The 20,765-nt window shown below is 65.3% G+C and carries 18 protein-coding genes and 1 tRNA gene; 11 read left to right on the top strand and 8 right to left on the bottom strand.

Annotated features, from left to right (window positions below; genetic code table 11):
* Positions 1–59 precede the first annotated feature (59 nt).
* The 5 genes from ACP5E6_RS04220 to ACP5E6_RS04200 all read right to left on the bottom strand — a co-directional run bounded on the left by ACP5E6_RS04220 (position 60) and on the right by ACP5E6_RS04200 (position 6,072).
* Positions 60–716: a CarD family transcriptional regulator gene (locus tag ACP5E6_RS04220; protein WP_427952120.1), complete on the bottom strand. Its 657-nt coding sequence runs from the start codon at positions 714–716 to the stop codon at positions 60–62.
* A 321-nt stretch (positions 717–1,037) separates the two neighbouring features.
* Positions 1,038–1,370: a ferredoxin FdxA gene (gene fdxA, locus ACP5E6_RS04215; protein WP_427952117.1), complete on the bottom strand. Its 333-nt coding sequence runs from the start codon at positions 1,368–1,370 to the stop codon at positions 1,038–1,040.
* 65 nt (positions 1,371–1,435) lie between these two features.
* A complete protein-coding gene (locus ACP5E6_RS04210; protein ID WP_427952114.1) occupies positions 1,436–1,741 on the bottom strand; it encodes a S4 domain-containing protein in 306 nt (101 codons plus the stop codon).
* Positions 1,728–4,232 (bottom strand): helicase-related protein, encoded by a 2,505-nt coding sequence (locus ACP5E6_RS04205; RefSeq protein WP_427952111.1) that lies wholly within the window; start codon positions 4,230–4,232, stop codon positions 1,728–1,730. The genes ACP5E6_RS04210 and ACP5E6_RS04205 overlap by 14 nt, the downstream gene beginning before the upstream one ends.
* A 76-nt stretch (positions 4,233–4,308) precedes the next feature.
* Positions 4,309–6,072, bottom strand: coding sequence for an aminopeptidase P family protein (locus ACP5E6_RS04200; RefSeq protein ID WP_427952108.1), 1,764 nt, complete (start codon positions 6,070–6,072; stop codon positions 4,309–4,311).
* Between the two features lie 166 nt (positions 6,073–6,238).
* Here ACP5E6_RS04200 and ACP5E6_RS04195 point away from each other — a divergent pair, with 166 nt between their 5' ends.
* Complete coding sequence (locus tag ACP5E6_RS04195) at positions 6,239–6,511, top strand: DUF1127 domain-containing protein (RefSeq protein WP_427952106.1); 273 nt, start codon at positions 6,239–6,241, stop codon at positions 6,509–6,511.
* Positions 6,512–6,552: 41 nt separating this feature from the next.
* On the opposite strand, the gene ACP5E6_RS04190 is transcribed toward ACP5E6_RS04195, so the two are convergent.
* From ACP5E6_RS04190 to metF, 3 genes are all read right to left on the bottom strand, one after another.
* Entirely contained in the window at positions 6,553–7,476 is a 924-nt protein-coding gene (locus tag ACP5E6_RS04190) for a 50S ribosomal protein L11 methyltransferase (protein WP_427952103.1), read from the bottom strand.
* Positions 7,476–9,680 (bottom strand): ATP-dependent helicase, encoded by a 2,205-nt coding sequence (locus tag ACP5E6_RS04185; protein WP_427952100.1) that lies wholly within the window; start codon positions 9,678–9,680, stop codon positions 7,476–7,478. The genes ACP5E6_RS04190 and ACP5E6_RS04185 overlap by 1 nt, the downstream gene beginning before the upstream one ends.
* 108 nt (positions 9,681–9,788) lie before the next feature.
* A complete protein-coding gene (gene metF, locus ACP5E6_RS04180; RefSeq protein WP_427952098.1) occupies positions 9,789–10,763 on the bottom strand; it encodes a methylenetetrahydrofolate reductase [NAD(P)H] in 975 nt (324 codons plus the stop codon).
* Between the two features lie 169 nt (positions 10,764–10,932).
* Here metF and ACP5E6_RS04175 point away from each other — a divergent pair, with 169 nt between their 5' ends.
* The 10 genes from ACP5E6_RS04175 to ACP5E6_RS04130 all read left to right on the top strand — a co-directional run bounded on the left by ACP5E6_RS04175 (position 10,933) and on the right by ACP5E6_RS04130 (position 20,600).
* Positions 10,933–11,832 carry an MlaA family lipoprotein gene (locus tag ACP5E6_RS04175; protein ID WP_427952095.1) on the top strand — a complete coding sequence of 300 codons (900 nt, stop codon included), beginning with the start codon at positions 10,933–10,935 and terminating at the stop codon, positions 11,830–11,832.
* Positions 11,829–12,641: an MlaA family lipoprotein gene (locus ACP5E6_RS04170; RefSeq protein WP_427952093.1), complete on the top strand. Its 813-nt coding sequence runs from the start codon at positions 11,829–11,831 to the stop codon at positions 12,639–12,641. The genes ACP5E6_RS04175 and ACP5E6_RS04170 overlap by 4 nt, the downstream gene beginning before the upstream one ends.
* A 13-nt stretch (positions 12,642–12,654) precedes the next feature.
* Positions 12,655–13,293: an MlaC/ttg2D family ABC transporter substrate-binding protein gene (locus ACP5E6_RS04165; RefSeq protein ID WP_427952090.1), complete on the top strand. Its 639-nt coding sequence runs from the start codon at positions 12,655–12,657 to the stop codon at positions 13,291–13,293.
* A gap of 163 nt (positions 13,294–13,456) precedes the next feature.
* Positions 13,457–13,981 carry a ribosome maturation factor RimP gene (gene rimP, locus ACP5E6_RS04160; protein ID WP_427952087.1) on the top strand — a complete coding sequence of 175 codons (525 nt, stop codon included), beginning with the start codon at positions 13,457–13,459 and terminating at the stop codon, positions 13,979–13,981.
* Between the two features lie 29 nt (positions 13,982–14,010).
* On the top strand, positions 14,011–15,525 hold the full coding sequence (nusA, locus tag ACP5E6_RS04155; RefSeq protein ID WP_427952084.1) for a transcription termination factor NusA: 1,515 nt from the start codon (positions 14,011–14,013) through the stop codon (positions 15,523–15,525).
* Entirely contained in the window at positions 15,509–16,198 is a 690-nt protein-coding gene (locus ACP5E6_RS04150; protein WP_427952081.1) for an RNA-binding protein, read from the top strand. Before nusA ends, ACP5E6_RS04150 begins: the two co-directional genes overlap by 17 nt.
* Before the next feature lie 82 nt (positions 16,199–16,280).
* Positions 16,281–18,974: a translation initiation factor IF-2 gene (infB, locus tag ACP5E6_RS04145; RefSeq protein ID WP_427952078.1), complete on the top strand. Its 2,694-nt coding sequence runs from the start codon at positions 16,281–16,283 to the stop codon at positions 18,972–18,974.
* On the top strand, positions 18,944–19,420 hold the full coding sequence (rbfA, locus tag ACP5E6_RS04140) for a 30S ribosome-binding factor RbfA (RefSeq protein ID WP_427952075.1): 477 nt from the start codon (positions 18,944–18,946) through the stop codon (positions 19,418–19,420). The genes infB and rbfA overlap by 31 nt, the downstream gene beginning before the upstream one ends.
* Complete coding sequence (locus ACP5E6_RS04135; protein ID WP_427952072.1) at positions 19,417–20,379, top strand: L-threonylcarbamoyladenylate synthase; 963 nt, start codon at positions 19,417–19,419, stop codon at positions 20,377–20,379. Before rbfA ends, ACP5E6_RS04135 begins: the two co-directional genes overlap by 4 nt.
* 147 nt (positions 20,380–20,526) lie before the next feature.
* Positions 20,527–20,600, top strand: a tRNA-Gln gene (locus tag ACP5E6_RS04130).
* Positions 20,601–20,765 lie beyond the last annotated feature (165 nt).

The following is a 20,765-nucleotide window of genomic DNA, read 5'->3' as shown; positions in this document are numbered from 1 at the left end:
TCGTTTTAGAGAGCCAGTCGGCTCTCGGGTCGTTTCGGAGAGCCGGTCGGCTCTCGGGGTTATTCGGTCTTGAGGAAGACCAGCAATTTGTCGATCGCTTCCTGCTTGCCGAGACCCTCGAGCGCGCCGTATTCGGCGGCGAGGCGTTCAAGCGCCGCCTCGAAAATCTGGCGCTCGGAAAAACTCTGATCGGGCTGGCCGGCGTTGCGATGGAGGTCACGCACCACTTCGGCGATCGCCATCGGGTCGCCCGAGTTGATTTTGGCCTCGTATTCCTGCGCCCGGCGCGACCACATGGTGCGCTTGATCCGCGCCCGGCCCTTCAACGCGGCGAGCACTTCATCGAACTGTTTGCGGCCCGATAATTTGCGCAAGCCGGCGGTGCGGGCCTTGTTGACCGGCACCCGCAGGGTCATGCGGTTTTCATCGAAGGTGATGTGGATCAGTTCGAGCCTCTGCCCCGCGATTTCCTCGGCGGCGATGCGATCGACCTTGCCGACGCCGTGGGTGGGATAGACCACATGGTCGCCGGCTTTGAAGTTTTCCGCCTTGGCGATGGCGCGTTGCGGCAGCATCGGCCGGGGACCGGGTGGGGGCATCGCATCGCGATCGGCCACGGGCGGCGGCGTGGCGGCGATCGGGGCCTGATCAACGGCGGGCGTTGCATCGTCGGGGGCGGCGTCGGTCATCGGGTCGGCGAGGGGAACCGTGGTCATGGCGGGAGGTGAGCCTTTTTTTGAAGCGGGTACGGTCGCCGCCGACGAGGATTTCGGTGTTTTCGGCACGGTTTTCACGACCGGGCGCGATGATGGGCGCGGCGGTGAGCGGAGCGCCGCCGGGTCGGGAGGGGAGGCCGGTTTGCGAGACGGCTTTGGTTTCTTTTCGGTCGCCATTGGAGTCTGATCTTGTGTCATCATCAATCCCATCGAGATGCGCACGAACCGGACCGATCGATGATCGGTGACGGGTCGTACCTCCTGATTGACATGAGCGTATCACAAAATCGACGCTGCGGGAACGCCCCGGCGCGGCGGGTGTCAGGGCACTCCCGGTTCGGCGGAAAACAGCTCGGCCTTGCCGGGCTTGTCCTTCCACTCATCCGCATCGTCGGGCGGGGTGCCCTTGCGGGTGATGTTGGGCCAGGTCAGGGCGAATTCACGGTTCTTTTCCAGCCAGGCGGCGGCCTTGTCGTCGGAATCGGGCACGATCGCCTCGGCCGGGCATTCCGGCTCGCAGACGCCGCAATCGATGCATTCGTCCGGATGGATCACCAGCATGTTGTCGCCGACATAAAAACAGTCGACCGGGCAGACTTCGACGCAATCCATAAACTTGCACTTGATGCAATTTTCGGTGACCACATAGGTCATCGGTTACTCCTGAGTCATGAGAACGGGTGAAGGCGATATGCCCCCAACATGGCATTTGCGCAAGATTACGGCTCGCCAACAACCTCATACAGGCCTTGCGCCTCATCCGGCGGGCCACGGCGCGGGCTGAGCGCGCGCACCCGGATCACCCGCACGTCACGGGGCAGGGCGAGGGTGAGCACGTCGCCGGGGCGAAGCTTGGCATGGGGTTTCTCGGTGGTCTGGCGGTTGATCCGCACACAGCCGGCCCCGATCAGCGCGGCCGCGATGGCGCGGGATCGGACGAAGCGGGCGTGGAACAGGAACAGGTCGAGCCGTTGCCAGGCGACATCCTCCTTCGCGCATCCGGGCAACGTGTCAGGACGCTTCACGGCGATAGCTGGCCAGAACCGCGAACGGATGGTCGGGGTTGGGGGTGCGGACCGGTTGGTCGGGCGGCGCCGCGGCGGGCTTGCGCTGGGCCGCGATGGCGATGCGCGCGGGTTGCGGCGGGCCGAAGACGGCATCATCCAGGATTTCCGCCGCGAGCAGGCGGAGTCCCAGACCGTTCAGGACCGGACCGAGATCGTCCTGGCTGATCCCGAGTCGCGAGGCGAGGCCGGCGGGAACCGGAACCGGACGGCGGCGGGCGGTGTAGCGCAGATCGGCCGCGATGCGTTCGGCGATGTCGAGCCGGATCGCGCGGGGGCCACATTCGAGCCAGCCCATGAACGTGGCGAGACCGTCCGGCCAGTCGGGGCTCGTCATCGAGATCAGGCCGGGGGCGGGCAGGGGCGGCAGCCAGCGTTTGCGCCATGCGGCCCAGAGGGTCGCGCGCAGGCGGGCGGGGCGGGGTTTCAGCATGGCTGGCAGGTAAATCGCGAAACACCCCGCGCGAATGCCGATGCGGCGCAGTTCCGGGCGCAGCGCCGCATCGATCGTGGCGGCGGGCAGGATGCCGGCCTGTTCGGTGAGGCGGTGGACGATGCCGCGCAACTCAGGCCGGGACAAGGCGGCATCGGCGGCGGCGAACAGCGGGGTCAATTCGTGGGCGATGATGGTCTCGATGGTGCGGGCGAGGCGGGCGCGGAGGGTTTCGCGCTGCGTTCCGTCGAGAAATTCACTGTCGATGATTTCGATCGCCGGGGCGAGCAGGGCGCTGCCCTGACGCAGCCGGGCGATCGGCGCGCCCAGCCAGGTGATCGCGCCGTCGGGTTGCAGGGCGAAGGCGGCATCGGGCGCGGCTTGCACCAGGGCGACGCGGCGGGGCATTTCACCACCGAGGGCGCGGCGGGCGGCGCGCAGGACGAGGCGCTTGTCCGATCCGCCGATGCTGGCGTCCGGCTCGAAGCGGAAGCCATCGATCCGGCCGACGGTGTGGCCCTCGACGACGACCTCGCCGCTGCTGGTGACCGCCGACATCAATCCGGCGGGTTCGCCGGCATCGAGGCTGCGGGTGATCCGGGCGGCGCGGCGATCGACGAAACGGGCCATCAGCTTTTCGTGCAGCGCGTCCGACAGCAGATCCTCGGCTTCGCGCGCCCGGCCCTGCCAGACCAGCGCATGGCGGACCCAGTCGGCCCGGGCCGCGATATAGGCCCAGATCCGCACATCGGCCAGGCGCTGCATCAGCGTGTCGATATCGCCATCGGTGCGGCCGAGCACCGCGATCTGCGCGGCGACCCAATCCTCCGGCAGCACGCCGTCATCGAGCAGATGCTGGAACACCCGGGCGCAGAGTTTGCTGTGCGCATCGGTCGCGAGTTTGCGGAAATCGGGGATCTGGCAGGCATCCCACAGCATTCGCACCGCGCGCGGCGAGCGGGCGCGGGCGCGGATGGCGGCATCGCCGGACAGGCCGATCAGGGTGAGCAGGTCGGAGGCATCGTGGCCGCGGGTCAGACCCTGGCGTTCGGGCGAGGAGAGCAGGCTGGCGAGCAGGGTCTCGATCGAGGTGAAATCGAGGCTTGAATTGCGCCAGGCGAGTTGTTCGAGCGGTTCGAAGGCATGCGCCTCGACGGCGGCGACCAGTTCCTCGGTGAGCGGCCGGCACGGCCCGGTCGTGCCGAAAGTGCCGTCGCGCATGCCGCGGCCAGCCCGACCGGCGATCTGCGCGATTTCGGCGGCGGTGAGCGGGCGGGGGCGGTGACCGTCGAATTTCGACAGGCCGGCGAAGGCGACATGGTCGACATCCATGTTCAGACCCATGCCGATCGCATCGGTCGCGACGAGGAAATCGACCTCCTTGTCCTGATACAGCGCGACCTGGGCGTTGCGGGTGCGCGGGCTCAACCGCCCCATCACCACGGCGCAGCCGCCGCGGCGCGAGCGCACGGCTTCGGCGATCGCATAAACCTCGGCCGCCGAAAACGCGACGATCGCCGAACGCGGCGGCAGGCGGGAGAGTTTGGTGGCGCCGGTGAAGGTGAGTTGCGACAGGCGCGGCCGGGTTTCGATCTCGGCCTCCGGCACCAGACGTTTGAGCAGCTTGCGGATGGTCTCCGCGCCGAGAAACATCGTCTCGACCATGCCGCGCGCATGCAGCAGCCGGTCGGTGAATACATGGCCGCGATCGGCATCGGCACAGAGCTGGATTTCATCGACGGCGATGAACTCGACCTGCCGGTCCAGCGGCATCGCTTCCACCGTGCAGGAAAACCACCGCGCCTCGGGCGGGACGATCTTTTCCTCGCCGGTGATCAGCGCGACATGCCGGACCCCCTTGATCGCGACCATGCGGTCGTAATTCTCGCGGGCGAGCAGGCGGAGCGGAAATCCGATGATCCCCGACGCGTGGCCCAGCAGACGATCGATGGCGAGATGCGTCTTGCCCGTATTGGTGGGGCCGAGCACCGCCTTCACACGCGGGGCGAATCCAGACATGAAATCAGTGTGGCGCTTCTGGCGACGAATGCAAGCCGTCAGGCGGCGCGGTGCCGGCTCATCGATCGGGGGGTGATCAATCGCGCGTCAGCGGCGCGCAGGCGGTTGCGAGCCACGCGCGCGTCGCGGCATCGACGCGGGGGCCGATCACCGCGTCGACACGGGCGTGGTAGGCATCGAGCCAGGCGATGGACGCGGCGGGGAGCAGGGCGGGATCGATCATCGCGCGGGCGAACGGCGCCAGCGTGAGGGTTTCGAAGGCGAGAAACGGCCGGCTGGTGGTGGACGCCGCGACGACCAGCAGCAGGTTCTCGAGACGGATGCCGAAGGCGCCGGGTTCATAATAGCCGGGCTCGTCCGACAGGATCATGCCGGGGGCGAGCGGCACCGGCTTGGCGCGTTTGTGGAAACTGACCGGACCTTCATGGACCGAGAGATACGACCCGACGCCGTGGCCGGTGCCGTGATCGAAATCGAGTCCGGCCTCCCACAGCGGCGTCCGGGCCAGGACGTCGAGCTGCGGGCCGGTGGTGCCGGTGGGAAATTGCGCGCGGGCAAGCGCGATATGGCCGGCGAGGACGCGGGTGAAGCGGTCGCGGATCAGGGCGGGCGGCGCGTCGGGGCCGGTCCAGAGGGTGCGGGTGATGTCGGTGGTGCCATCGGGGTATTGGCCGCCGCTGTCGATCAGATAGACCTCGTTGCGGTGGATCCCGCGGTTGCTGGCATCATCGGCGGCGTAGTGGATGATCGCGCCATGTTCGCCGGCGCCGGAAATCGGATTGAAGCTTTCGGCACGGAAATCCGCCGCCGCGCTGCGGAAGTGTCGCAGCATCGCGGCGGCGGAGAGCTCGGTCAGGGTGCCATCCGGCGCGGTCGAGGCGAACCAGGCGAGGAACCGGCACATCGCGGCGCCATCGCGAACATGCGCGGCGCGCGCACCTTCCTGCTCGACCGGGTTTTTCATCGCGCGCGGGAGCACGCAGGGATCATCGCCCGACACGGTGATGGCGCCGGCATCGCCGAGTATCTGGGTCAGGCGGATCGGCGCGGTGGCGGGGTCGAGGCGGATTCGTTTGCCGCGCAGGGTGGCGAGCGTATCCGCCAGGGCATCACGCGCGACGATGGTAACCGATCCGCCGAGATGAACGGCGGTGGCTGGGGGAATTTTTTCCGGATCGATGAAGATGACGGCCGAGGAGTCGCGGCGCAGCAAGGCAAAGCAGAGCGCGACCGGCGTGTGCGGCAGGTCGGCGCCGCGCAGGTTGAACAGCCAGGCGACGGCATGCGGGTCGGTCAGCAGCACCGCGTCGGCGCCATCCGCGGCGATAAGTGCGGCGATGCGGTGACGCTTGGCGGCGGCGGATTCGCCGGCGAACGCGATCGGATGCGGCGTTGCGACCGCCGCTGGCGGCGCGGGGCGATCATTCCAGAAGCGGTCGATCGGGTTGGCGATCGGCACCATGGTGATTCCAGCATCGCTGAACGTGGCGACATGATTGGCCGACATCAGCCAGGGGTCGTAGCCGATGCGGGCGTTCGGGGCTTCGGCGCGCAGCCAGGTTTCCGGCGGGGTTTCGGTGATGTGGTGGCGTTCCCAGATCGCGGGATCGGTTTGGCTTTCGAGTTGCAGCGTGTAGCGGCCATCGGAGAATACGGCGGCTTTGTCGGCAAGCACGATAGCGACGCCCGCGCTGCCGGTGAAGCCGGTCAGCCAGGCCAGGCGGGCGGCCGAGTCGGGGACGTATTCACCAAGGAATTCATCGTTACGCGGCTGGATGAAGCCGTCGAGACCTTGGGTCCGCAATGCCGCACGTAGGGATGAGATGCGCTCTTTCATCATATCTTAACCAATTTCCTATCATGTTTTTGCATAGCTGACCGAGAAAACCTTCGCTCCACAAATATCGGTGGGACGATTATGTTGCACTGCGAAAGAGCGAGAGCGACGGGTTCTGCCGATAATGGAATTCGGGCTCGCGTTCGTCCCTAAACTGAAGGTGATTAAAATGGCTAGACTGATCGATCATACCAAGCTCGGCTCGCCCGTTGCGGATGCGCTGGCGTCGCAGAATGCAGCGATCGATGCGGCGCTGCGCGACAATTTCCGGCGCACCGTCGCCATGTTTGAGCGTGTGCGCGAGATGTTCCGCCAGCAGCGGGCGGCTCGCGCGGCCTATCGCGAATTGTCGGAGCTGAGCGACCGTGAACTGGCGGATCTGGGCATCTCCCGCTCGGACATCCGCGACGTGGCGCGGGGCAAGTTTCCCGGCCGCGTCTGATCGCGACCGGATGCGACCAAACGCCCGGGCAAGGCCCCCCGTCATGACGATGGGGTGGTCTCCCGGGTTTTTGCTGCGCGCCTTATGGGTTTTTCCAGGATCAGCGTTGTCCAGTCGCCGTCGTTGATCCTGGCTTTCAGCACCAGACCGTGGCGACGATGCGCCGAGAGCACCCAGCGTGATTGACGGTCGAGCAGCCCGGCGAGAATCGCGGTGCCGCCGGGCGCGAGTTTGGCGGCGAGTTGATGCGCCATTGCCGCGAGCGGGCGCGCCAGAATATTGGCGAACACCAGATCATAGGGCGCGTGGCGGCGCAGGACCGGGCTCATCCAGCCATCCGCGCGGCGGGCGCGGAACAGGCGCGCGGTGCCGTTGAGGGCGGCGTTGGCGGTGGCGACGCGGACGGCGCGTGCATCGATGTCGGTGGCCAGCACCGGGCGGCCCCAGATTTTCACCGCGGCGATGCCGAGCACGCCGGAACCGGTGCCGAGATCGAGGATGTTCAGTGGTCGGCGGCGTTTGGCCGTCTGTTCCAGGGCCAGAAGGCAACCCCGGGTCGAGCCGTGTTCGCCGGTGCCGAAGGCCAGCCCGGCATCGACCGTGATGCTGTGCCTGCCGGCGGGTTTCCTGCCCTTGATATGGGAGCCGCGAATGGCGAAGCGCTCGCCGATCATTTGTTCGGGGAAGCCCTGATAGCTCCGCGCCAGCCAGCCGCCGGCCGGGACCCTGACGCGCTCGATGTCGGGTGTGATGCCGCTCGCCGCCTCGGCGAGAATCAGTGCCGTGACCAGATCACCGTCCGACCCATCGATCTCGCGCAGCCCCTCGACCACCCAGGTGTTGGTCGCCTCGTCGAGAAAGAACCCGACCGTGCGGCAGCAGCAGCCGAGTGCCGCCTCGAAGGCTTCGAGCGCGGTCGCGGGGACAGTGAGGATGATGCGTTCGAGCTGTTCGGCGTGCGGCATCAGGCGCGCTCCACGAAACGGTCGAGCACGCGTTTCTCGCCGGCGGTTTCGAAGCGGATGTCGAGCCGGTCGTCATCGGTGTCGATAACGATGCCGTAGCCGAATTTCTGGTGAAACACGCGGGTTCCTTCGGTCAGTTTGTCGGCGCGGGCGGGGCGCGACGGGGTGTTCCAGCTATCCGCTTCGCGCCGATTCTGCTGGGGCGCTGACTCGCGCCGGGCGATCAGAGGCGTAGCCGTCGCGAAGACCGGGGCGGCGAAGCGCTGTTCGCGCGCGAGGCTGGCCGAGCCGCCGAGGGTGATGGAATCGTCCGGCAGTTCCTCGATGAAGCGCGACGGCACGCTCGATTGCCAGTTGGCGTAGATCCGGCGGTTGGCGCAATGCGAGATGATCGCGCGTTGTTTCGCCCGCGTGATGCCGACATAGGCGAGGCGGCGTTCCTCCTCGAGCGATTTGGCACCGCCTTCGTCGAGCGCGCGCTGGTTCGGAAACACGCCCTCTTCCCAGCCGGGGAGGAATACCGTGTCGAATTCCAGGCCTTTGGCGGCGTGCAGGGTCATCAGGAACACTTTGTCGTCGTCCACCTCGTTGTCATTGTCCATAACGAGGGAAACATGTTCGAGGAACCCTTCCAGCGTGTCGAAATCGGCCAGGGCGCGGACCAGTTCCTTGAGATTCTCGATCCGCCCGGCGGCGTCCGGCGTTTTCTGCTCCTGCCACATCGCGATGATGCCGCTTTCGTCAAGCAGGGTGGAGAGCGCGATGACATGGCCGTCGCGCCGCAGGGTTTCGCGCCAGTCGTTGAATTTGGCGATCAGGTCGCGCAGACCCTCGCGTGCCTTGCCGCGCAGAGTAGCTTCGCCGGCGATGCGCGATGCGGCTTCGGCGAGGGGCACCTGATCGGCGCGGGCGCGTTCGTGCATCGCGCGCAGGGCGGTGTCGCCCAGGCCGCGCTTGGGGGTGTTGACGATGCGTTCGAAAGCGAGATCGTCGGCCGGCTGGATCAGCACGCGCAGATAGGCGATGGCGTCGCGGATTTCGGCGCGTTCGTAGAAGCGCAGGCCGCCGATGATGCGGTAGGGCAGGCCGATCGCGATGAACCGCTCCTCGAAGGCGCGGGTCTGGAACCCTGCGCGCACCAGCACGGCGCATTCGGCGAGCTTGTGGCCGTCGCGGCGGAGGGATTCGACGCGGGTGGCGACGGCGCGGGATTCCTCGTCGGAATCCCAGAAGGCGAAGACCTCGACATTCTCGCCCGCGGCATCGGCGCGGCCGGCGTGCAGGGTCTTGCCGAGCCGACCTTCATTATGCGCGATCAGCCCGGCGGCGGCGGCGAGGATCGGCGCGGTCGAGCGGTAATTGGCCTCGAGACGGACGATTTTGGCACCTGGAAAATCCACCTCGAAGCGCAGGATGTTCTCGATCTCGGCCCCGCGCCAGGAATAGATGCTCTGGTCGTCGTCACCCACGCAGCAGATGTTCTTCGATTGCTGGGCGAGCAGGCGGAGCCAGTAATACTGCACCAGATTGGTGTCCTGATATTCGTCGACCAGGATGTAGCGGAAGCGGCGGTGATATTCGGCCAGAACCTCGGGGTCGCGGCGGAGCAGATCATAGGCCAGCAGCAGCAGATCGCCGAAATCCATCGCGTTCAGTTCGCGCAGCCGCGCCTGATAGGCGGCGTAGAGATCGCGTGCCGATTCTGCGCCCCAGTCGATATCCTGATCGCGCGGCACCGCATCGGGCAGCAGGGCGCGGTCCTTCCAGCGCTGGATCGTGCCCATCAGCCCTTGCGGGGTGAAGCGCTTGGTGTCCATCCGCCGCGCTTCCATCACCTGCTTGAGCAGGCGAAGCTGATCGTCGGTATCGAGGATCGAGAAACTCGACGTGCGATCGACCCGTTCGGCGTGGCGGCGGAGCATTCGCGCGGCGAGGGCGTGGAACGTGCCGAGCCAGAGGCCTTCGGCCGGCTGGTCGAGCAGGGCGGTGACCCGCTCGCGCATTTCGCGGGCCGCCTTGTTGGTGAAGGTGACCGCGAGGATCTGGCTGGGAAACGCCCTTCGGCTGAGCAGGATATGGGCGAAACGCGTGGTCAGCACGCGGGTTTTGCCGGTGCCGGCGCCGGCGAGCACCAGCAAGGGGCCATCGATGGTTTCGACGGCTTCGCGCTGGGCTGGGTTCAGGCGGGTGAGGTAGTTGGTCATGTCAGGTGGAAAGGTAAGAAAGGAAGCGCTTCTTTTTTGTAAAAAAGAAGCAAAAAACTTTTGGTTGTCTGGGGCATGGGCGTTGTTACCGGCACGGGCCAATTGGAATCAAAGTTTTTTTGCTTCTTTTTTTTCAAAAAAAGCAGTGTTTCCTTCTTTTGCCTTCACCCCCAGTATCCGCGCGATCGCATAGGTCAGATCCGCCCGGTTCAGCGTGTAGAAATGGAATTCATCGATGCCGTTGGCCTGCAGGGTGCGGACCTGTTCGGCGGCGATGGAGGCGGCGACCATCTGGCGGGTTTCGGCATCTTCGTCGAGCCCGTCAAACATGTCGGCCATCCAGCCGGGGACGTAGGTGCCGCCCATTTCGCTGATCCGCTTCGCCTGCGCGAAATTCGAGACCGGCATGATGCCGGGGATGATCGGCGCGGTGATGCCGGCGGCGAGGGCGCGGTCGAGGAAGTCGAGATAGTGGCCGGTCTCGAAGAACACCTGGGTGATCGCGCGGCTGGCCCCGGCATCGAGCTTGCGCTTGAGATTGTCGAGATCGGCGGCGGGGCTTTCGGCCTGGGCGTGGGTTTCGGGGTAGGCGGCGACCGAGATGTCGAAATCAGCGACGCGTTTCAGCCCGGCGACCAGATCGGCGGCGTATTCGTAGCCCTGCGGATGGGGCTGGTAGGGCGCGCCGCCGGGTGGATCGCCGCGCAAGGCGACGATGTGGCGCACGCCGGCATCCCAATAGGCGCGGGCGACATCATCGACCGCGCCGCGCGACGCGCCGACACAGGTGAGATGGGCGGCGGGAACCAGGCTGGTCTCGCGCACCAGGCGCCGGACGGTCGCGTGGGTGCGCTCCTGCGTGGTGCCGCCCGCGCCGTAGGTGACCGAAACGAAGCGTGGGGCGAGCGGGGCGAGACGGTCGATACAGGTCCAGAGCTGGGTTTCCAGCGCCTCGGTTTTCGGCGGAAAGAACTCGAAGGAAATTGCCGGCGGAATCAGCCGCGCCATGCCGGACGCGACAGGTTTGAACCGCTCGCCCGACAGCCAGCGGGGCAAGACATTCTGTTCGGATAGCGCGTTCATGCGAGGGGCTCCATTTGGGTCTGTGGTGGCAGGAACCGGGCGGTGGTTCAAGGCCGATCGTTCCTTCCGATCATGATTCGGATTATTTCTGATGCGGCCCGCGGATTGATCAATGCAGCCATGCTGCCACATGCCTGGAAGTGAAACCGTAACAATTGCGGAGCATAGGATGGCATCGGGCGAGGGCGGCATGGCGCGGGGAGGATACCGATGGGGCGCAGGGGTGAGGGCTTGCCGCGAATGGTCGCTCGCGGTGATCGCGGGTGGGGGGATCGTTTTGGCGCTCGCCGGCTGCGCGACACCGCCGCCACGCACCGATCGGCTGGCCTATGCGACCTATCGCCATCAGGACGATCCGCTCAAGCCGATGAACGAGGCGTTCTACCGGATCAACCACCGGCTCAATGTGCATGTCGTCAATCCGGCGTCCCGGACCTATCTCGACGTGACATCGCTGTGGTTTCGCACCCATGCGGGATATTTCGCACGAAACCTGGATGCGCCGCGCGAGATTCTCTTGTTCATGGCGTCGGGCAAGCCGCGCGATGCCGGCACCATGCTGGTGCGCTTTCTGGTCAATTCGACGGTCGGGATCGGCGGCGTGTTCGATCCGGCGCGCGCGCTCGGTTATCGGCGGGTCGATACCGATCTTGGGTTGACTCTGGCCTTGTATGGCGTGCCATCCGGCCCGTATCTGTTCGTGCCGGCGGCCGGGCCGTCGAATGTGCGCGACGCGCTGGCGAGTCTCGGCGGCGTGTTCATTTCACCGATTCCGATCAGCACGTCATCGGCGGCCGGCGCGACGCTGCATTACGCCGCCGCCACAATCGGCACGGTGAACCAGCGGTCGTCCTTGAACGCGACGATCGCCCATATCGAATCGAGCGCGCTCGACCCGTATGCGGTGTTTCGCAGCCTGTATCGCCAGCACCGGGCGGCACAATTGCGCCAGATCAATCGCCGCGACCGGCCGACGATTCCGGACTGGTATGGCTCCAATGTGCGCCGGCAATTGAAACGGCTCGAAATTACGCGATATGAAGCAGCATCTAGAAGGAAAATCAGATGAATCTCGTGGTTCCTCCCCTCGCCGTCGCGGCGACCTGTCTTGCGCTGGCCGGCTGCGCCACCGCCCCGCCAAAGAGCAACCAGGCCGCCTATCAGGCCTATGAGCAGCAGAACGATCCGTTGAAGCCGGTCAACAAGGTCATCTATCATTTTGACAACAGGCTCGACACGTATCTGCTGCGGCCGGTCGCCATGGGGTATATCGATGTCACGACGCCGGGGATCCGCGAGCACGTAACCTATTTCATGCGCAATCTTCTGGCCCCCGGGCAGGTGTTGTATTTCATGGCCTCGGGCAAGCCGCGTGACGCCGGCACGATGCTGGTGCGGTTTCTGGTCAATTCCACCGTCGGGGTCGGCGGTCTGTTCGATCCGGCGCGGTCGTTGGGATACCGCCATGTCTACACCGATCTCGGCCTGACCCTGGCGAGCTATGGTGTGCCGCCGGGGCCGTATTTATATCTGCCGCTGTTCGGGCCATCGGGCGTGCGCGACGCGCTGAACTGGCCGGCCAGCTATTTCATGACACCGACGTTTCCGGCCCCGCCCTCGACCGGCCTGACCATATTCAGCGATTCGGCGACAACGCTGGGCCTGGTCAATCTGCGCGCGAGGCTGCACGGCACGATCTCGAACATCAAAGAGACCTCGCTCGACCCCTATGCCACATTCCGGAGCCTTTATCGCCAACATCGTGCCGCAGAGTTGAAGACAATCAACCAGCGTGACGTCGCCACACCGCCGGCCTGGTATTCGGCCGCGCAGCGTAAGGCGATGCGGCACGACGAATACGACGACGACAACAACTAGGAAGGACTGCCCTATGGCCGCCTATTTTCGCCGGGTTCTGCTCGGCGCTTTCGCCGTGATGCCGGCGCTCGCCCTCTCGCCGGCGCTTACCGACAGCGTCGCGTTCGCCGCGGCGCCAGATGCCGCGGCCGCCAAGAGTTTCATCCAGCAATCCGGCGCCAAGCTGGTCGCGATCATCAATGGACCCGGCTCGACCAGCCAGAAATCCGCCGATCTGCGTGCGCTGGTCAATGACATCGTCGCGGTCGATCAAATCGGCAAATTCGTCCTCGGCCGCTACTGGCAGGTGGCGACCCCGAGCCAGCGCACCGAATATCTGCATTTGTTTCATCAAACCCTGGCCTATAACATCACCACCCAGATCCGTGCCTACAAGGGTGTCACGTTCCAGACCGGCAAGGTCGAACCCGGACCCGCGGGTGATTTGGTCAGCACCGTGGTCAGCCGCGAGAATCAGTCGCCCGCCCATGTGCAATGGGTGGTCGATACGATCGATGGTCAACCGAAAATCGTCGATGTCGTGGTTGAGGGCACGTCGCTGGAGGTGACCGAGCGTTCGGAATATTCGAGCGTGATCAACGATCACGGTGGCCAGGTGAGCGCCTTGCTCGACGCGATGAAGCAGCAATTGACCCGGATGAAAGCCGGTTGATGCCGGCATCGGCGGGCTGAGCGCTAAAACCCCGGCGCGCGGCCACCTTGCCTTGATGCGTTTCGGGGTCTATATTGCAAAAAAATATACTCCAACCTTCACGGAGGTGGCCTTAGCGGGCCGCCTTTTTTATTGTCCAACCGCCTTGATTCGAGTTCGCAGTTTGAACCAGACCCGCCCGCAGCATACTGGCCTCGAAGGCCGCATCGCCGATCTGATCGCCCCCGGGCTGGAATCGATCGGATACGAGCTTGTCCGCGTCACCATCATGGGCAAGCAGACGCCCACGGTTCAGATCATGGCGGATCGTGCCGATCAGTCCCAACTCTCGCTCGATGATTGCGAGCGGATCAGTCATCTGGTCTCCGCTGTGCTCGATGTCGAGGACCCGATCAGCACCGCCTGGACGCTTGAGGTCAGTTCCACCGGGATCGATCGGCCATTGACCCGGGTGAAGGACTGGGTCCGCTTCGCGGGGCATCTGGCCAAGATCGAAATGGATGTGCCGATCGCGGCGGGGCGCAAACGCGTGACCGCGACGGTGCTCGGTGCCGACGAAACCGCCGCGCGCGTCAAGCTCGATTCAGGTGAAACCGTCGATCTGCCGCACCGTGATATCCGAAAGGCCAAGCTCGTCCTCACCGAGGACCTGATCAAGGCCACCGAAACGCCGTCACCGCCGAACTGAACTTCTCAGAGCAACAAAGCGAGATTGCCATGGACACCGCGATAGCCCGCCCCGAACTGCTCCTCGTCGCCGACGCGGTCGCCCGCGAAAAGCAGATCGACCGCGACGAAGTCCTCGAAGCGATGGAACAGGCCATCCAGAAGGCCGGTCGCGCCAAATACGGGCACGAGAAGGACATCAGGGCGACGATCGATCGCAAAACCGGCGATGTCCGTCTGTCGCGCTGGACCGAGGCGGTCGAGGTGGTCGAGAACGAGGAAACCCAGATCCCGCTGCATATCGCGAAGAAATTCAAACCCGATATCGAGCTCGGCGGCCATCTGATCGACCCGCTGCCGCCGATCGATTTCGGGCGGATCGCGGCGCAGACCGCCAAGCAGGTGATCGTTCAGCGGGTGCGCGAATACGAGCGCAAGCGCCAGTACGACGAGTTCAAGGACCGGGTGGGCGAGATCATCACCGGCGTGGTCAAGCGCACCGAATACGGTAACCTCATGGTCGATCTCGGCCGGTCCGAGGCGCTGTTGCGGCGCGACGAGACGATCCCGCGCGAGAATCTCCACAACGGCGATCGGGTGCGCGCCTTCATCTACGATGTGCGCGAGGAACCGCGCGGGCCCCAGATTTTCCTCTCCCGCACCCATCCCGGGTTCCTCGCGAAGCTGTTCGCGCAGGAAGTGCCCGAGATTTATGAGGGCATCATCGAGATCAAGGCGGTGTCGCGTGATCCGGGTTCGCGCGCGAAAATGGCGGTGATCAGCCGCGATTCCTCGATCGATCCGGTCGGCGCCTGTGTGGGTATGCGCGGCTCGCGGGTGCAGGCGGTGGTGGCCGAGTTGCAGGGCGAGAAGATCGACATCATTCCCTGGTCGCCCAACCCCGCGACCTTCGTGGTCAATGCGCTGGCGCCGGCCGAAGTGTCGAAAGTCGTGCTCGACGAAGAGGCCGGCAAGGTCGAAGTCGTCGTCCCCGACACCCAGCTTTCACTCGCGATCGGCCGGCGGGGACAGAACGTGCGCCTCGCCTCGCAGCTCACCCGCTGGGATATCGATATTCTGACCGAGGCGGAGGAGAGCGAACGCCGCCAGGAGGAATTCCGCCGCCGCTCCTATCTGTTCGTCGATGCGCTCGATGTCGATGATGTGATCGCCGGATTGCTTGTCACCGAAGGATTTGAAGGGATCGAAGACTTGGCCGCAACACCGCTGGAGGAATTGGCCTCGATCGAAGGATTCGACGAGGGCATCGCCGCCGAACTGCAACGTCGCGCTGAAACCGCAATTGAGAAACGTGCCACCGAAATGGAAGAAAAACGCAACGCGCTCGGCGTCACCGACGAGCTTGCCGATCTCGAAGGCCTGACCGCTGTCATGCTGGTCGCACTCGGAGAGGCCGGGGTGAAGACACTCGATGATCTGGGTGATCTGGCAAGCGATGAATTGATCGAGATCGTCGGCAAGGACGCGCTCGATGAAGCGAGCGCGAATGCGATCATCATGGCGGCGCGCGCCCACTGGTTCGAGGGAGATGAAACTCCTGCCTGATCCTGACGCACCAATCGCCGAGACGATCGATTTTGATCAGGTCGATGATGACCCGGCCGATCATGTCGGTCCGCTGCGCCGCTGTCTGGTCACGCGGGAGCACTTGCCGCGCGAGTCAATGCTCCGGTTCGTCGTCGGGCCGGGCGATGCGCTGGTGTTCGACGTTGCTGCAACCCTGCCTGGGCGTGGTTTGTGGTTGAGTGCGCGGCGGGATGTGATAGAGATGGCGTCGAAGCGTGGTGTTTTCAGCAAGGCCGCGCGCAAGCGATTGATCACACCCGAACGGCTTGCCGAACGGGTCGAACATGTTTTGGAAAATCGAATCGTTGAATTGCTGGGTCTGGCGCGCCGCGCCGGCGCGGCGGTCGGTGGGTTCGAAAAGGTGAAGGAACGGTTGGGGGCGGGGCAATGCGTGCTGCTGGTTGCGGCATCGGACGGCAGCGAATCCGAGCAGGCTCGGGTCCGCGGACATCATGCCGTTCCCGTGGTCCGGCCACTCCCGGCGCAGCGGTTGGGCGCGGTATTCGGGCGTGACCGCACGGTGCATGTGGCGATTGGCCCCGGCAAACTGGCCGGGATGATCGAGATCGAGGCGAACAAACTCGCCGGTGTCAGAACCGCCCTGATTGCCAGTACGGCGGAGAGCGGGCAGAGAGAGCCGCAACCGGGTTGAACCGGAATTGGCCAGGGGTTCGACCCGGGCGACGATGACGTGACGATGGCTAAGAAACTGAATTGAATACGGACCGGATTGTATGAGTGACGAGCAGGATCAAGGCGAAACCAAGGGGCGGCTCTCGCTGCGGCCGGCGGCACGGGCCGAGCTGGGTCGAACGGTCGATGCCGGGTCGGTGCGGCAGAGCTTCAGCCATGGCCGCTCGAAAGTGGTCCAGGTGGAAGTGCGCAAAAAACGTGGCGGCGCACCCGGTGGCGCACCCGAATCGACCGCGACGAGACCCGCCACCGCGCCGGTTCGTGGCGGCAACACCGTCTCGCCGGTGCCACGCGGCCTGACCGCGACCGAACAGGCGGCTCGCCAGCGCGCCGTGGCCGAACAGGCGCGCGAATCGGCCCGGCGTGACGCCGAGCGTCGTGAACAGGAAACCATTTCGATCCTGTCCGCCGCTGAGGAAGCCCGGCGGCGCGATGAGGAAGCGGCGAAACTCGCCGAAGAGGAAAACCGCAAGCGGATCGAAGAAGAATCCCGCCGTCGCGAAGAAGAGGCCGCCAAGCCGCCGCCGCAGACCGAGGTTACAACGGACGAGGCTCCGTTGCCTTCAACCGCTCCCGCCGCAGCGGTGGCGACACCGGCCACAGCGCCCGCGCCGCCGCCACGTCGCGTTGAATCCAGCGCCGCACCGCGCCGGCCGAGCGCGCCGGCGCCAAGCGCCGCGCCCGAAACCCTCCGCCTCAAGGCCGGCCGCACCGGCGGCCGTGACGATGAGGACGAAGCGCCCCGCGTCGCCCGTCGCCCCGGCGGCGGCGGCAACGCCATCCCGGCCCGCAAACCGGTTGCTCCGCCGCCGAAAAAAGTGGTCGACGATCGCCGCCGCGGCGGTGCGCGGATCGACGTTCAAGCCGCTATCTCCGGCGAAGACGAACGGGTTCGCTCGCTCGCCTCGGTCCGCCGCCAGCGCGACCGCGAACGTCGCCAGGCCGAACTCGAAATGCTCCGTTCAGATCAGGTGCGCGTTGTGCGAGATGTCATCCTTCCCGAAACCATCACGGTCCAGGAACTCGCCAACCGCATGGCGGCCCGCGTGCCGGATGTCGTCAAATCGCTGATGAAACTCGGCGTCATGGCCACCGCGACCCAGTCGATTGATGCGGATACCGCTGAAATCGTGGTCGAGGAATTCGGCCATAAATCCAAGCGCGTCTCCGAGGGCGATGTCGAAATCGGCCTCGAAGGCGTCGTCGATGCCGATACCGACATGCGGCCCCGCCCGCCGGTTGTTACCATTATGGGCCATGTCGATCACGGCAAGACCTCGCTGCTCGATGCCCTGCGCTCCACCTCGGTCGCCGCAGGCGAAGCCGGCGGCATCACCCAGCATATCGGCGCCTATCAGGTCACGTTGCCCAGCGGCGATAAAATGACCTTCATCGACACGCCGGGCCACGAAGCCTTCACCGCCATGCGCGCCCGCGGCGCTCAGGTGACCGACATCGTGGTGCTGGTCGTCGCCGCCGATGACGGCGTGATGCCCCAGACCATCGAGGCGATCCGCCACGCCAAGGCCGCCAACGTGCCGATCATCGTCGCGATCAACAAAATCGACCGGCCGGACGCCAACCCCACCCGGGTGCGCAGCGAATTGCTGCAATACGACATCGCGGTCGAGGAAATGGGCGGCGAAACCCAGGATGTCGAAGTCTCCGCCCTCAAGCGCGAAGGCCTCGACAAGCTCCAGGAAGCCATATTGCTGCAGGCCGAAATCCTCGACCTGCGCGCCAACCCCGATCGCAGCGCCGAAGGCACCGTGGTCGAATCCCGGCTCGATCGCGGCCGCGGCCCGGTCGCGACCATCCTGGTCCAGAAAGGCACGCTCAAACAGGGCGATATCGTGGTCGCCGGCACCGAACAGGGCCGCGTCCGCGCGATGCTCGACGAGCATGGCAAACCGATCACCAGCGCCGGCCCCTCGGTTCCGGTCGAAATCCTTGGTCTATCCGGTGTCCCTTCTGCTGGTGAAGCCTTCGTCGTGGTCGAGGATGAAAGCCGCGCCCGCGAAATCGCCGAGTTCCGCCAGCGCCGTCTGCGCGAAACCAACGCGGTCGCCGGCGCCGCCGCGCGCGGCACACTCGACCAGATGCTCGCCCGCATCCAGGCCGGCGAACAAAAGGAAGTGGCGCTTCTGATCAAGGCCGATGTGCAAGGCAGCGCCGAAGCGATCCAGGCCCTGGTCACCAAACTCGGCAACGACGAAGTTCGCGTCCGCGTCCTGCTCGCCGGCGTCGGCCAGATCACCGAAAGCGACGTGCAACTCGCCAAAGCCTCCGATGCCATCGTGGTCGCCTTCAACGTCCGCGCCAACGCCCAGGCCCGCGCGCTCTCCAACCGCGACGGCGTCGATATCCGCTACTACTCCATCATCTATCAGGTGGCGGACGACATCGAAAAACTGGTCAAAGGCAAACTCGCGCCGGTTCACCGCGAAAAATTCCTCGGCTACGCGGAAATCCGCCAGGTGTTCAACATCACCAAGACCGGCAAGGTTGCGGGCTGCTACGTCACCGAAGGCCTGGTCAAACGCGGTGCCGGCGTGCGCCTGCTGCGCGAGGGCGTCGTGGTCCATCAGGGCGAGTTGTCGCAGCTCAAGCGCTTCAAGGACGATGTCCGTGAGGTTGCCCGGGGTTACGAATGCGGCCTGTCCTTCGCCGGCTTCGGCGATATTCGCGAAGGCGATGTGGTCGAATGCTACGAGACCGAACTCGTTCCGGCATGACCAGGGGTAAGCCCGGCCGCAGCCATTTCGATCGCGCGACCGTTACCGGCAAAGTCCAGGACGGCCCGACGCAGCGTATGCGCCGGGTCGCCGAAGACATCCGCCACCGCCTCTCCGCCGTGCTCGCCCGCACCGAGTTCCGCGATCCCGATCTGATCGGCGTTCATCTTACCGTTGCTGAAGTCCGCATGAGTCCTGATCTGAAACATGCGACGATCTTCGTCTCGCGTCTTGGCAACATCCCGACCGATCCGCTGCTGCCCGCCCTCAAACGGGTGAGCCCATTTTTGCGCAGTGCGATCGGGCAGGGGATGCGCACCAAATTCGTCCCCGATCTGCATTTTCAGCCCGACCATGCGCTCGATGAGGCAAGCCGGATCAACCGGTTGCTCCACTCGCCGGAAGTCGCCCGTGACCTGCCGAACGAAGCTGAAGCCGATCGATGACCGTGTTGCTGCGTGACGATGCCGAGGGCATTGCGCGCGCGGGATCGTGGCTTCGGGCGGGGCGGCTGGTCGCTTTCGCGACCGAGACCGTCTATGGCCTGGGGGCGGATGCGACGAATGCGGACGCGATCGCCCGGATCTACGCGGCGAAGGGGCGACCACGGTTCAACCCGCTGATCTGTCATTTTGCCGAGGCCGATGGCGCGTTCGCTCATGTCCGCGCCGATGCGCGCGCGCGTGCGCTCGCGGCGGTGTTCTGGCCGGGGCCATTGACGCTGGTGTTGCCGCGCCGTGAGGATAGTCCGATCGCGGCCCTCGCCGCGGCGGGGTTGCCGAGCCTCGCGGTGCGGGTGCCGGCGCATGGGACGGCGCGCGCGCTGTTGAACGCCGCCGGCACACCGATCGCAGCGCCCTCGGCCAATCGATCTGGCCATCTCAGCCCGACCACTGCGGCTCATGTCATGGCGGGTCTTGCCGGGCGGATCGATGCCGTTCTGGAGTCGGGCCCCACCAGCGTTGGTCTTGAATCGAGTATTCTCGACCTTACCACCGGCGATCCGACCCTGCTTCGGCCGGGGGGCATTCCGATCGAGATGCTGGAGGAATTGATGGGTCCGATCCGGCGTTGTGACGATACCACGGCGGTCATCGCACCGGGGATGCTCAGGTCGCATTATGCGCCGCGGCTGCCGCTTCGGCTTGAGGCGCTTGCGCCGGATGATTCGGAGGCCTGGTTGGGTTTCGGCACCGCGACGGTGAGGGGGCGGTTGATGATCAATCTCTCGCCCCGTGGCAGTTTGATCGAGGCGGCGGCGGGGTTGTTCGAGGCGTTGCACCGTATCGATACCGAGGCGGCAGACCTCGGGTTGCAGGGCATCGCTGTTGCCCCGATCCCGCGGCAGGGGCTGGGGGCGGCGATCAATGATCGTCTCGCGCGTGCCGCGGCACCGCGCGGCTGAACAAGATATGCGCCGGGTGCCGGCGATTTGCCGGTGTTGTGTTTCAGGGCCTTGCAATTGAGCGTTGCGGGCGGTATCGCCTGACGTAGATCGCGGTGCGCGCGTTAAGCTCCGGCTTGGCGCGGGATCGTCGATACCATCGGTGGATGGGGGATAGTTTAGCGGTAGAACTTCCGGCTCTGACCCGGACAGCCCTGGTTCGAATCCAGGTCCCCCAGCCAGACGACGTGTTTCTCTTTCTGTTGCGCGCGATGGCGCGTGGAAATGATTGGTTTTTGCTATTTTGTTGCGATAGCGTAACGATTTGGGCGTGCAAATGTGTCCTCCGCGCATCAGCGATTTTTGAAAATCTTGCGATCGGGGATGAAATAATGATTGCCCGGACC

Origin of the sequence: Acidiphilium sp., from assembly GCF_049977125.1 — a bacterium.
GTDB lineage: Bacteria > Pseudomonadota > Alphaproteobacteria > Acetobacterales > Acetobacteraceae > Acidiphilium.
This window is presented reverse-complemented; position numbering and strand designations above follow the sequence as displayed.